Source organism: Cellulophaga baltica, assembly GCF_900102165.1.
GTDB lineage: Bacteria > Bacteroidota > Bacteroidia > Flavobacteriales > Flavobacteriaceae > Cellulophaga > Cellulophaga baltica.
Map to the genome: position 1 here is coordinate 1 of NZ_FNBD01000026.1, position 14,276 is coordinate 14,276.

Annotated in this window: 7 protein-coding genes; all 7 read left to right on the top strand. The window is 35.9% G+C overall.

All coding sequences use genetic code 11. The annotated features are described in order from the left end of the window. Positions 1 to 843: T9SS type B sorting domain-containing protein (locus BLQ19_RS20310; RefSeq protein WP_139150303.1), on the top strand; the 843-nt coding region annotated here is incomplete at its 5' end. 23 nt (positions 844 to 866) lie between these two features. Further along, a complete protein-coding gene (locus BLQ19_RS20315) occupies positions 867 to 1,817 on the top strand; it encodes a PorP/SprF family type IX secretion system membrane protein (RefSeq protein WP_024481550.1) in 951 nt (316 codons plus the stop codon). Positions 1,818 to 1,826: 9 nt separating this feature from the next. Continuing rightward, a complete protein-coding gene (locus tag BLQ19_RS20320) occupies positions 1,827 to 3,767 on the top strand; it encodes an OmpA family protein (protein WP_074539581.1) in 1,941 nt (646 codons plus the stop codon). 267 nt (positions 3,768 to 4,034) lie between these two features. Beyond that, positions 4,035 to 8,504, top strand: a complete 4,470-nt coding sequence (locus tag BLQ19_RS20325; protein WP_074539582.1) for a Calx-beta domain-containing protein — start codon at positions 4,035 to 4,037, stop codon at positions 8,502 to 8,504. A gap of 217 nt (positions 8,505 to 8,721) precedes the next feature. Further along, positions 8,722 to 9,165 (top strand): hypothetical protein, encoded by a 444-nt coding sequence (locus tag BLQ19_RS20330; RefSeq protein ID WP_074539583.1) that lies wholly within the window; start codon positions 8,722 to 8,724, stop codon positions 9,163 to 9,165. A 33-nt stretch (positions 9,166 to 9,198) separates the two neighbouring features. Beyond that, entirely contained in the window at positions 9,199 to 13,047 is a 3,849-nt protein-coding gene (locus BLQ19_RS20335) for a DUF8696 domain-containing protein (protein WP_074539584.1), read from the top strand. A 489-nt stretch (positions 13,048 to 13,536) separates the two neighbouring features. Continuing rightward, positions 13,537 to 14,276: hypothetical protein (locus BLQ19_RS20340; protein WP_437438137.1), on the top strand; the 740-nt coding region annotated here is incomplete at its 3' end.

Below are 14,276 nucleotides of genomic sequence, written 5' to 3' on the forward strand. Positions count from 1 at the left end.
GATGCTGATAATGATGGTATTCCAGATAACGTAGAAGCGCAAACAACAGAAGGGTACATTGCACCTAACGAGGATGACGAAGCTACGTATGTTGGAAATGATGGATTGAATAGTGCTTATCCTGATGGATTAACACCAAACAATCATGATGGTGAGGATACTCCTGATTATATCGATTTAGATTCTGATAACGATTCAGTTCCAGATAATAACGAAGGAAACGATTTTAACTTTGATGGTATTCCAGATCAAGAATACACAGGGGTTGATACTGATGGTGATGGTTTAGATGATGGTTATGAAGAATCAGATGTAAATGACGGTTTTGATGTAAACGATGAGATCAATGATCCTGCGAACGACTTACCAGATACCGATGGTACAGAAGATGTTAACTATAGAGATTTAGATGACGATGGTGATGGAATTAATACTCCAGATGAAGATGCAAATGGTGATGGTGACCCAACCAATGATGATACAGATGGTGATGGTACTCCAGATTATTTAGATCCAATTGATGACATTGAAGAAGATGCTAAAATTGAAGTGAACCAAATGGTAACTCCTAATGGTGATGGTAAGAATGATTTCTTATTCATTAGAAATGTGGATACCGCCTTTAATAATTCACTTAAAATATTCAATCGTTGGGGAATAGCCGTTTACGAAGGGGAAGGGTATAACAACCAGAACAATGTATTTGACGGACGTTCAAACGGTAGATCTACTGTTTCTAAAGAAGAATATTTACCATCAGGAGTATATTTCTATATATTCACCTATGAAGATATTAACAATAAAGGAGTAACCGATAGTGGTTATATCTATGTAAGTAAATAATAGTATTGAGAACACTATATATTATGAATAAATTAATTTTTTTAGTACCGATAGTATTAGCATCCCTATTCTTTAATAGCGCAAATGCGCAGCAAGATGCTCAATATACCCAGTATATGTTCAATACCATGAGTGTAAACCCTGCGTACGCAGGATCTCGTGGCCAATTGAGTGTTACGGCATTATATAGATCGCAATGGGTAGGTTTAGATGGTTCGCCAACCTCACAAACATTAAATTTACACTCCCCTATTAGAAATAGTAGATTAGGGTATGGTGTATCTATAGTGAATGATGAGATTGGTAATGGTACCGTTCAAGAAACCTATTTTGATGGAGTTATATCGTACACTATTGACGTGTCACAAACTGCAAAATTATCTTTTGGATTAAAGGCAGGGGGTAACCTATTAAATTTAGACTTTAATAAGCTTAGAAATTTTGATAGTGAAGCTGTTTCAGGAGATAACATAGAAAATAAGTTTTCTCCAAATTTTGGTATAGGAGCTTATTACCATACCGATAAATTCTATTTAGGCTTATCTGCTCCAAATTTATTGGAAACAGATCACTTTGATAATTCAGCAAGAGAATCCAATTCTATTACTTTTTTAGCCCAAGAACGTATTAACTTCTACGCGATTGCAGGATATGTTTTTGATTTATCAAGTGAATTCAAATTTAAACCTGCACTTTTAACAAAAGTAGTTGGTGGTGCACCATTGCAAGTAGATTTATCGGCGAACTTTATGTACAACGAAAAATTTACATTCGGTGCGGCATATAGATGGGATGCAGCTGTAAGTGCAATGGCAGGTTTTCAAATATCTGATCAATTCATGATTGGATTGGCTTATGATAAAGAAACAACAGAGTTAGGTTCTACAAGATTTAATGATGGTTCTTTTGAAATCTTCTTGAGATATGAGCTAATGAAATCATTCCAAAAATTAGTATCACCACGTTTCTTCTAAATTACAATTATGGTTAGAAAAATACTTTTTACAGTAGTTCTACTACTTATTTCAATTGGAAGTTTATCCGCACAAGAAAAAAGTCTTGAACGCGCTAATACTAAATACGATGAATTCTCATTTAGTCCGGCGATAGATATTTATAAAAAAGTTTTGGATAAAGGTTTTGTATCTGCAGACCTTTTGAAAAATCTTGGAAACTCTTATTATTTCAATGCTGATTATAAAAATGCATCTGAAATTTATAAGAGATTGGTGACAGAGTTTGAACCTGACGTTACTCCAGATTATTATTTTAGATATGCTCAAACCTTAAGAAGTTTAGGGGAATATGAAGCTGCAGATGAGTTAATGAAAAAATTCTCGGAGATCACTTCTGCGGGAGATTATAGAGCTAATAATTTTACGGCAGACAGAGATTATAGAAAAGAAATTAAAGAAAACTCAGGAAGATATACTATTGGTTCCTTTGAATTTAATACGGTCTATTCAGAGTTTGCACCTGCATATTACAAAGAAGGTTTATTGTTTTCGTCAGATAGAGATACAGGGAACTTAGCGCGATATAGACATACCTGGAATTCTAAAGATTTCTTAGATATCTATAAGGTTAATGCCGATAGTTTATCTATGGGTAGAGTTGTTAAAATGAATAAGAACATTAACAGCAGACTACATGAATCTACAGTGGCAGCAACTAGAGATGGTAGTGTTATATACTTTACGAGAAATAATTTTAAAGAAGGTAAGTCAACAAAAGATGAAGACGGAGTAATTCGTTTAAAGATTTTTAGGGCTATTATCCAAGATAGTATAGTAGCGTATCTAGAAGAGCTCCCTTTTAATAGTGATAGCTATTCTGTTGCGCATCCAGCGTTGAGTCCTGATGAGAAAACATTATATTTTGCATCAGACATGCCTGGTACTTTAGGGGAATCAGATATTTTTAAAGTAACCATCAACGATGATAGAACTTTTAGTACTCCAGAGAATTTAGGAAGTACTATAAATACGGAGGCAAGAGAAACTTTTCCTTTTGTAACTAGTGAAGATGTGTTATACTTTTCATCGGAAGGCCACCCAGGTTTAGGAGGTTTAGACGTTTTTGCAACTAAAATAAGAGATAACGATTATACAGGAGCTGTAAAAAATGTTGGTGAGCCTATTAATGGGCAGTTAGATGACTTTACATTTATCTTTAATGAAGAAGATAGAACAGGTTATTTTGCATCAAATAGAGCTACGGGATTAGGAAATGATGATATCTATAGCTTTGTGGAAAACATCCCATTGCAATTAGAATGTAGACAAGAAATTTCAGGTATTGTAAGAGATAAAATCTCAAATCAAGTTTTGGTGGGGGCTACAGTAAAAGTAATCAATGAAGATAATATTGAAATTTTACAAACGCTTACGGATGCTAACGGATACTATGAAATTGTAATAGATTGTGATCAAGGTAATTTTGTTCGTGCTATGACAGATGGTTATATTCCTTCAGAAGAATATATGGGAGAGTCTGATGGGGAGCCTAAAGTGATCGATTTTTACTTAGAACGTGATAATGTTTCCGGTGGTTTTGGTGATGATTTAGCTAAGTTACTGCAGTTAAGTACCATCTATTTTGATCTAAATAAATATAATATTAGACCAGATGCAGAAATTGAAATTCAGAAAGTTATTGCAGCCATGGAGAAATATCCAAGTTTGAAGATCAAAGTTAATTCTCATACGGATAGTCGTGGAAAGGATGCTTATAACTTATGGTTGTCTCAAAAAAGAGCTGAATCTACTGTCGGTTATATGATTTCTAAAGGAATCTCAGAAGATAGATTAGAAGGAGAAGGTTTTGGGGAAACCAAGCTGGTAAATAATTGTGGTAATTATTCTAATTGTACTTCTAAAGAGCACGATTTAAACCGAAGATCAGAATTCATTATTAGAGAATAATAACACTCCAAATATAAGCAAAAAGGGCAGCTACTCTAAAGGTAGCTGCCTTTTTGCTTATACCGTATTGCTAGTTTTTTCCATGGATTTATGTTTAATTAACAAAGTATCGGTAAGCGTTAATAATCTTTTTGTAGGTATATACTTCAAATTTGCCTAGCTACACAGCAAAATTTAGATAGCCGCTGCTTCGTGAAGTATTTTTACTTGGAATATAGTAGTACCAATAATTGCCTTAATTAGGTGGGTACTCCTTTAGTAAAATGCATGACCCTATTTAAACACCTATTTTTCTACATACTATTGTTATCTTCAGTCCTCATTTCCGCACAAGAAACGTTTAGGGATACATTTAGTAGTACCTCATATTCTAATAATAATGGTACGCAGAACTTTAGTTCAAATTGGATTGAACGTAATGACAATGGTTCTCCATTTAGCGGGTCTATTACAATAAATAATAATCAACTTAGGTTTCGTGGTAGTGATGATGCTTGGATCTATCGATTTGTGCCATTGGCGGGTGCGGTTGCGGCAACTATGACCTTAGATTATAACGCCATTTCTGCTGGGGGAGAAGGTATTGATGTTTTTATCCATAATGCGGATAATAACAATTGGGGCTTTGTTCAAAGAATCAATAGTGGTACAGCCTCTATTACCTATAACTTAACAGCAGCAGAAATTGCGTCAAACCCGGCTATCATCTTTTTCCCTGTAGACACAAACTGGGAGAATAATGATACTATTTATATAGATAACGTTCAATTTAGTGCCGTATACGGTGCTGATCTTGCTATAAATAATGTGACGGTCAGTGAAGATGCCGGTACAGCTACTTTTACAGTAACCCATACGGGAGGAAATACGAGTGGTGCTTATAGTGTTAATTATACAACTTCAAATATTTCTGCTATTGCAGGTCAAGATTATACGGCAACAACAGGAACTATAACTTTCAATGGAAATTCTGGAGACACAGAAACTATAACGATACCTATTCTAGATGATACTATATTTGAAGGTGATGAAACGTTTAGCGTGTCATTTACTTCAACGACAAATTCAAATGTGGACATCACAGCTACCGGTACTGGCACAATTTTGGCTAATGACGCCTTAATCATTACAGATGGTCAATCTGATAGTTCCTGTGATGATATATTTTTAGATTCAGGAGGGATTAATAATTATTCAGATAATGAAGATATTGTATATACTATTTGTCCAGACATTGCAAGTAATTATCTAACTGTAGACTTTCAGCAATTTGATGTAATTCCTGGTGATGTACTTTATATTTATGATGGTACTTCTACTGGCGCAACACTTATTGGGCAATATGATAATGATAATATTCCAACTCAAATATTTGCTACCAATACAAATGGTTGTTTAACATTTAGATTCACGTCTAATAACAATACAACAGGAAATGGATGGCAAGCAGATGTTACTTGTGCACCACCAGGGCCTAAAATTGTAGTAGATGATGTTTATATAGATGAAGATTCTGGTAATGCTATATTCACAGTAACACATGTAAGAGATCGTCACGGTAGAAGTACCTTATTTGGATATTTCTACACGCCTTTTACAGTTAACTATACGGTGAGTGATGGTACGGCAAATGTTGGAAGCGATTATATTTCTGTAAATGGTACCCTAACCTTTGACGGTAGAGTAGGATACGTTCAAACATTTTCAGTGCCTATTGTTAATGATGGTATCCCAGAATTAGTAGAATATTTTACCGTAGGTTTTTCCGGTGCCAGTGCACAGTATGCAACAGTAGATTATAGTGATACCGCCAATGGTTATATCAATTCTCAAATCTTAGCGAATGACCCTTTAACTCTTTTTCAAGAATTTGATGGGTACTATGATTATAGTACCACGGGTGGTTCTCTCAGGACAAATGATAATAATACAGATCCTTGTAGTATCAAAGCATCATCTTCTAATACTTTAATTTCACCTATACCAAGTACAGGAACAGTTTCAAAGGCCTATTTATATTGGGCCCATTCCAGCACGGTCGTAGACGGTACGGTTACATTTGAAGGGCAGACAGTAAATGCAAATTATCAATACCAAACCACACTTACAAATCGGAACTTTTATGGATATGTGAGTGATGTTACTACTATAGTGCAAGGAATTGCCAACCCATCTACGAATGTATTTGATTTCTCAGACTTATTTGTAGATAACACCGGAACCTATTGCTCAACAGCTACCGTTCTTGGTGGGTGGACACTCTTTGTATTTTATGAAGATCCTAACTTACCGGCTGTAAATATTAATTTATACCAAGGTTTTGATGGATTAAGTAATGAAGGTACTTCTTTTACGCTAGATAGTTTTTATGCGATAGCGGGAGCAGGTGCAAAAGCTTCATTTCTTTCTTGGGAAGGAGATTCCACATTAGATGGTTCAAGTTCCGGTTCTGTGAATCCAGAAGAACTATCAATTACAAATCAATCAAATACGACCAATGTGTTATCAGGAGACGGCGGTCAGCCAGGAAATAATGCTTATAATTCGACCATTTATGATAACACTATTTCACCAGATTATAATTTTACAGCTTCGTACGGCGTAGATTTAGATACATATGATATCTCTACTTATATATCGCCAGGAGTCTCCCAGGTTACTGCTAATGTAGATGTAGGACAGGATTTTTTGATATCCGCTGCGGTAGTATTAAAAGTACCTTCAAATTTAATTGCTGGTTCTGTTTTTGAAGACATTCAGTATGGAGGCGGACTAGGAAGAAATATGTCAAATGCTAATGGCACAGGAATTTCAGGTGTTATTCTAGAGTTATATGATGATAATGGAGATTTCGTAAGAAGAGTAAATACCAATGTCAATGGGGATTATAGCTTTGGAGGAATGGCGGATGGAGATTATTTTGTAAAAGCAGTTGACACAACCGTAAAATCTACAAGAGGTAATGGTTTAAATTGCTCTACATGTCTTCCTATCCAAACGTTTAGGAGTTATGGTGATGTTTCTAATAATATAGAAGTACTTGATGAAATAGGAGGGGCTAATCCGGCTGCCAATACAGATACTGCATTAGGTGTTTTTACAGGCTCACAAAGTTTATCACAGGTTAGTATTGCAAGCAGTGGTGTAGCAAATATAGATTTCGGATTTAACTTTAATACGATTGTAAATACCAATGAGAGTGGTCAAGGTTCCATTGAACAATTTATTCTCAATTCTAATACCTTATCAGAAGTAGGTTTAGATATTGAGGCAAATAGTATTTTTGATACTGCTCCAGAAGAAGACACCTCTATTTTTATGATTCCGCCAACGGGCGATGCTTTAGGTAGAGCCGCAGATGCTAATTATGCAGCAGGAATTTTTGATGTGTTGATTTCAAATGGAAATCCGTTTTCTGAAATTACAGGAACAAATACGGTGTTAGATGGAAGAACCCAAACAGCATATTCAGGAGATTCTAATTCAGGTACTATTGGTGCAGGAGGTACAGCAGTTGGAACTTCTGGTGTTACATTGCCAGATTATATACGTCCAGAAATTCAGATTCATAAGAACAATGGGGATGTGTTGAGTGCATCAGGAACAGATGTGGTTATCAGAAATGTAGCGGTGTACGGAAATAATAATGCAGGAATAATAATAGACGGTGGTGCTGTTACCATTTCTAATTCCTTATTAGGAGTAAATGCAATAGGAAATGCTGCAGGAAATATAGATTATGGAGTTGAAATTAAAAATGGAGTAGCAATCATAGACTCAAATTATATTTCGTCAAATACGGATGCAGGTATTTTTGTTGATGGTGGCACAAGTACAACCATACAGAATAATCATTTTGATGCAAATGGAGCGACCGGTTGTGATGACAATATATTATTGGCAGATGGCACGGGAATTATCATACGTCAAAATTTAATTGATAATTCGGCTGTCTTAGGTATTGATGGAGAAGCAATTTCTGGTAATGTCATTATTACAGAAAATACGATTACGAATGCAGGACAGAATGGTGGTAACTGTGGTGGTAAAATAAAGAATGCTGGTGTGAGATTGCACGGTAATGATTCGTCTATTTCGAATAACATAATTGCTACAAATGCAGGCTCCGGAATTGTTATTTCTGGAGGAGCTACGTCTGGAAATTTAATTTCACAAAATTCCATTTTTGCTAATGGAACGGCTGCGAATGCTTTAGGTATTGATTTAGATGCTTCTAATGCATTAGGAGATGGAGTCACTATAAATGATGCTGCAGATGCAGATTCGGGACCAAACGGATTGCTGAATTTTCCAATAATTGCAAATGCATTTGTTTCAGGACCTAATTTAGTAATAGAAGGTTGGTCAAGACCAGGAGCTACTATTGAAGTATTTTTAACAGATATTAATGAAGGTAGTGCCGTTACAGGAGATAATCAATTAGGATATACTACAGATTATGGAGAAGGGCAAATTTATTTAGCGACTGTAGTTGAAGGTTCTGCGGCAGATGTATCTACAGCAGTAAGTCCTTATACAGATGTAGATGGTAATACAGATACTACAAATAAATTTAAATTTGTGATCGCTGGACCGCTTAGCATTGCAGCGGGTAATTTTATTACGTCAACAGCAACAATCTCAAATTCTACTTCAGAATTCTCACCGTTTAGTATGATCAAAAATTATACGGTAATCACAAATAGAAGGATAACCTATCGGGTAAAGAAAAATTAATAATCGGATGAAGTGTAGTGTTTTTAAGTTGAAAAAAGGATAGGATTTGTTGGTAATCAATACCTAACAACAGAACTATTTGTTTTTACGGTTGTATAGTTCACTTTTGCAACATTTATTTCCTATTTAAAGGCTAAAGGTAGATTTTTGATAAGTAGACGTACTATCAATAATTCAACCCAACTATTCTATGCAATAGAATAGACAGCCACAGCCAATGATTAAAATTGCAAACTTTAGCAGTAGACAACTTATAGCCTTCACCATCTTGCTAATTAGCTTGTTTCATGCACAAGCTATTTATTTTCAAAGCATTTTCACAGAAAGTGCGGCTACTTATAGTAGTTTACACTTAATAGAAACAAAAGGCGGTAGATCTGCTTGGTCAGATTTTTACAGTCATGAAGTTTCAGATGTTCTCGTTCTAGAGAACAATAATCATGTTTCCAAAACTTTTTTTTTAATACGTAATAATACATTGATCAATGTGCAAGCTATTTTCGCAGTTGGACTGATTGGTGATTGGGCTGAGAGGCAAGCTTTTTCGGGAGCTATTAGTACTGATGGAAGAACAGCAATGCAAATTTTCATTCAAAATACATGGGGTGCTTTTGGCAATGTGGCGCGCAGATGTACATCAATAATAGAATATTCGGTTTAACATATGTTTTATTAAGCACTATTAACAGTATATATGGATTTATTGAAAAAAATAGTATTTACCTTATTCTTTATTTTGGCTGGTTTTAGTACTTATGGCCAAGAGACGATTACAATCGAGGTAAATTGGCCTAATTGGTCTTCTCAAAATAGAGTAATTTTAAGAAATCCCGCAGCTAATCAGATTGGTTCTGTTTGCAACCCTTCAAATTGTTATGTTAATAATGTTGGAGATAGCTCTTACGATAATATAGCAAGTCCAACTTCTTTTTCAGGATTAACTGCCGGAACAGGATATTCATTAGTGCTAGAAGACAGTTTTGGAGATGGTTGGAACGGTTCTGGTGCCTATGTACGCGTGTTTCAAAATGGTAGTCTAATTACGGAATCAACTTTAAGCAGTGGCTCTTCAAATACAGTAAGTTTTAATATCGTTACAGCCAATGCACCGCCTGTCATTTCCGCTACGGGCAATGAGGAATATTGTACAGCAACAAATATACCCGTAGTTCAGTCTATAAGTATTACTGATTCTGATGATACAACAGCGGAAGCAGTTGCAGTACAAATATCTTCAGGTTATATTAATGGAGAAGATGTATTAACATTGACTGGTACACATTCTTCAATAACAACAACATGGAGCGCTGTTGAAGGGAAACTTACATTAGCTGGTCCGGCTACGTTAACCGAATTTGAAAATGCAGTTGCTGCTATACGCTATTCGAGTAGTTCTACGAATCCAACAGGTTCTAGAAATTTTTCCATTACGGTGGGAGATCCTAATTATTTACCATCTATGGATCATTACTACGAATTTGTTTCTAGTATCGGAATAACGTGGACGGCGGCTAGAGATGCGGCAGCTTTACGAACCTATTATGGGTTGCAGGGCTATTTAGCTACATTAACTTCGCAAGAAGAAGCAGATTTTTCTGGCTCTCAGGCTCAAGGTACAGGTTGGATTGGCGCTTCTGATGCTGCTGTTGAGGGTGATTGGCGTTGGGTAACAGGGCCAGAAGCAGGTACCTCTTTTTGGATTGGAACAAGTTCAGGGAATACCGTAGGACCTACATTTTTTGCCTATTGGAATGGAGGCGAACCTAATCAATCAGGTAATGAAGATTATGCGCATATTACAGACCCTTCAGTAGTTAGAGGATCTGGAGGTCCTGGTTCTTGGAACGATTTGAGTAATACAGGGTCAGGGAGCGGAGCATATCAGCCAAAAGGATATATTGTTGAGTATGGTGGATCAGCAGGAGACCCTACAATAAATATATCAGCTTCCACATCAATTCAACTAGACTCTGAAGCACCTACTTGGATTACTGTAAGTGGCAGTCTCGATGAAACTTATCAATGTGCAAGTGAAATTGCAACAGTGCCATCTTGTACTGATTTAAGGACAACCTATTTCAATCAAGCACAATATTCTTGGGGTTTTGGACTTCAAAACTCTACGGGGACTATAGTTCCGGAATGGGAAATACGTATAAACAATGCCAACTACCAATTAAACCCAACGCAATTATCCAATCAGTCTGCTTTTACCTACACAGAAGTAGATAATGGCAATGGAACTTATAATTTAATTTTGACGGGAACAAGTGCTATTCAAGCCTATAGTAGTATTCCAGGTGGAAATATAGAATGGTCAGGAGTTAATTTTGGTTTTACCCCTACATCTAACGGTATTTCTATTTACTGTGGCTCAGCCGCTCCAACCATGCCAGAGGCAACAGATAATTGTGCTATAGCCTCAATAGATGAAGTAAGTAATGTTACCGTTAATAATGGCTGTGCCAATAATTATACGCAAACAATTTCTTATCAGGCTACAGATACTAATGGTAATTTGAGTTCTTTGTTTGTAAAGACTATAACGGTTAATGACAATACGCTACCCACTGCCAGTAACCCAAATGATGTAACTGTATATTGTCGCTCAGATTTTCCAGTACCGGACAGTACCGTAGTAGATGACGAATCAGATAATTGTACGAGTAACCCCGTAGTCACTTTTATTAGTGATTCGAGTGATGGACTTTCAAATCCTGAAACAATTACGAGAACCTATTCGGTTACTGATGATTGTAGTAACGCTATTAATGTCACCCAACAAATAAAGGTGTATGCTGTTACGATAAATACAGCGCCAACACATCAATACGCGATTATTGGAGATGATGCTGTTTTTTCTGTAGCAGCAACAGGTGGTGCTAGTGGTAATTTAGCGTATCAATGGCAGCAAAGCATAGATAATGGTGCTACTTTTGCAAATATCTCTGGAGCAACCAATAGCAGCTATACAGTATCAAACGTAAGTATGGCAGATCATAAAAAACAATTTCGAGTTTCAGTTTATGATTCAGCTCATATTTGTACTGATGAATATTCAAATGAAGTTATATTGTTTGTAGACGAAGATACAGATGCAGATGGGATCTTAGATATATTAGATTTTGATGATGATAATGATGGAATTTTAGATACTGACGAAGGTTGTGGAAATTTAATAATGAACCCTTCTTTTGAACAACAAGATTTTACTGATCCAGCAACTTTTCCAAATGGATTTACAGATGGTTCTGGTACATTTATAGGCGCAACATACAATACAAATGCCTTAGCAGGTTGGAACTATACGACTAATTTAGATGGCTGGGTAGGCGGAGGAAGTCCATCTTGGACTCCAGACGTTTATGCTCGAGCATACCATGGCAACCAATATATAGATGTTACAGGTAATAATGATGTAACAAGTGGAGTGAACAACACGCTTTCTCAAATCATCACCACAGAAATTGGTAAAACATACCTGTTTTCATTCTTTTGGGGTGAAGATATAGGGCATGAGACAGGAACACAAGTAACATTAGATGTAGATGTAATAGATTCTGGGAATACTCATATTATTGATGAAACGCTAAATTACACCGCAGAGGGTCTTGTCGAGGGTATAAGAGGTCCTCAAAAATGGTTTTATTATGAACACGGTTTTGTAGCTACAACCACGGAAACAACCATTCAATTTTATGCAACTCCTGATAGAACATCAAATGGTGCTGCTTTAGATTTAGTAAGTGTTACATCCAGTACAGAATGTTTAGATAGTGATAATGACGGAGTTCCAAATGTTTTTGATTTGGATAGTGATAATGATGGTATATATGATGCCTTGGAAGCTGGTCATAATCAAGCCCATACTAACGGAGTTGTAGATGGAGCCGTGGGTACGGATGGAATACCAAATAGTGTTCAAAACGACCCAGATCGTGGAATAGTAAATTATGTAATCGCAGATTCAGATTCTGATACAACAAATGATTTTTTAGATTCAGATTCAGACAATGATGGGTGTAATGATGCTGATGAAGCCTTTGCTGATCCAGACGCAGATTTAGATAATAATGGAATGTATGGTTCAGGATCGCCTGCGGTAAATTCAGATGGAACCGTTATTGCAGCTTCTTATCAAGAACCAGCGGATGCCGATAATAATAGTACCTATGACTTTTTAGAAATAGGTCAATCTTCAACGATTACATCAGAACCGACGAATCAAACCGTATTTGTTAATACGTCGGCCACTTTTACTGTAATTGCAAATAATGCAAATTCATACCAATGGTATGAAAGTTCAGATGGTGGAGTCCTATTTTTACCATTAGCAGATACTACAAAATATTCTGGTAGCCAGACTTCTACTTTAACTATTAATACACCTACTATAGCGGATAATGGTAAGTTGTATCGTGTTATAGTTACTAACAATTTTGCCTGTGCTATTGATAGAACATCTCAGCAAGCCTTACTAAATATAAAAGCAAAGACAATAATTACAAATAGAAGGATAACTTATAGAGTTAAAGCCAATTAAAAAAACGGTTATTCTGATAAAAGAGCTCGTATAATACGCTTTTTAGAGTACAATTAAATAGCATATTTTAACGCATAAAATCTTGTGTATGGCGAAGGTTCTTACCACGAGTAATTTTAGTATTGCTACGACAACGGTATCAAATTCAAGCTCAGAATATTTGCCATTTGGTATTATGAGAAATACACACAGTTATCAAAAACAGAAGAATTACGTAGCGCGTAAAACAAACCAATTAGTCGGTTTTCCTAAAATATCAATCTTTCTCAAACACTGTTTTCATTAAGGAGTTCGATAAAATACACTTTTTTAGAAATCAAGACCTCAATTATTACTGGCTATACCTTACTAATTTACACATACACAACATTTATTTCCCCTAGCATAAGCAAATGTTAATTTTGTAAAGAGTAAAAGTGTCTATCAATTATTGATAGTCCTCCTACTTATTTACAAGTACCCAATTAAAGTTTAAGTTAACCCACACCCATGATTAAAAATTTCTTTTTACTAGTATTCCTATTAATGACTACTGTTGCCATTTCGCAAACTACGGTGACTTTAGAAGATCAGTGTAATTGTGAAGTATTAAGCGGAACAGATGTCACTAGTCCAGGAATGACAACTCCAACAGGAGCAGATATTGGCGATGTTTATGTAAACACAGATACCGGAACAATTTATTTCTGGGATGGAGATTCTTGGGAGTTAACTTCTTCCGATGATCAACAACTTCAGGACTTTAGTTTTGATGAGCTTACAAATCAATTAACACTACAGTTAGAAAATGGGGGTACTGTAAGTGTTGATGTTTCTACACTTCAAGGCGATGGTAATATAACTTCACCAAATGGAACAATTACTATTTCAGGAGATGCTAATGCTTTACTAGGAGATGTTGAAGTAGATATTATTTCAGGTGGCGTAGATCAAGTATTAGTTACCGATGCAACTGGTGCTGTAGAGTGGATTGATAAGTCAGATTTTGATGCTATTGCCGATCAAGTAACTATTACAGGTTTAGGAACTGTAGCGGATCCTTTTAAGGTAGAAGACTTAGCTATCGTAACAGATAAATTAGCTGCAGATGCAGTAACTAACGAAAAGTTGGCAGATAATGCTGTTCAAACAGAGAACATAGTAAACGGTACAATTTTAACGGAAGATATTGCTTCAGGAGGAAATGACCAAGTATTGGTTACCGATGCAACTGGTGCAGTAGAGTGGAT

Coding starts and splice junctions, on each gene's coding strand:
- BLQ19_RS20320 (WP_074539581.1), top strand. CDS start 1,827: ATGGTTAGAAAAATACTTTTTACAGTAGTTCTACTACTTATTTCAATT.
- BLQ19_RS20330 (WP_074539583.1), top strand. CDS start 8,722: ATGATTAAAATTGCAAACTTTAGCAGTAGACAACTTATAGCCTTCACC.
- BLQ19_RS20315 (WP_024481550.1), top strand. CDS start 867: ATGAATAAATTAATTTTTTTAGTACCGATAGTATTAGCATCCCTATTC.
- BLQ19_RS20335 (WP_074539584.1), top strand. CDS start 9,199: ATGGATTTATTGAAAAAAATAGTATTTACCTTATTCTTTATTTTGGCT.
- BLQ19_RS20325 (WP_074539582.1), top strand. CDS start 4,035: ATGACCCTATTTAAACACCTATTTTTCTACATACTATTGTTATCTTCA.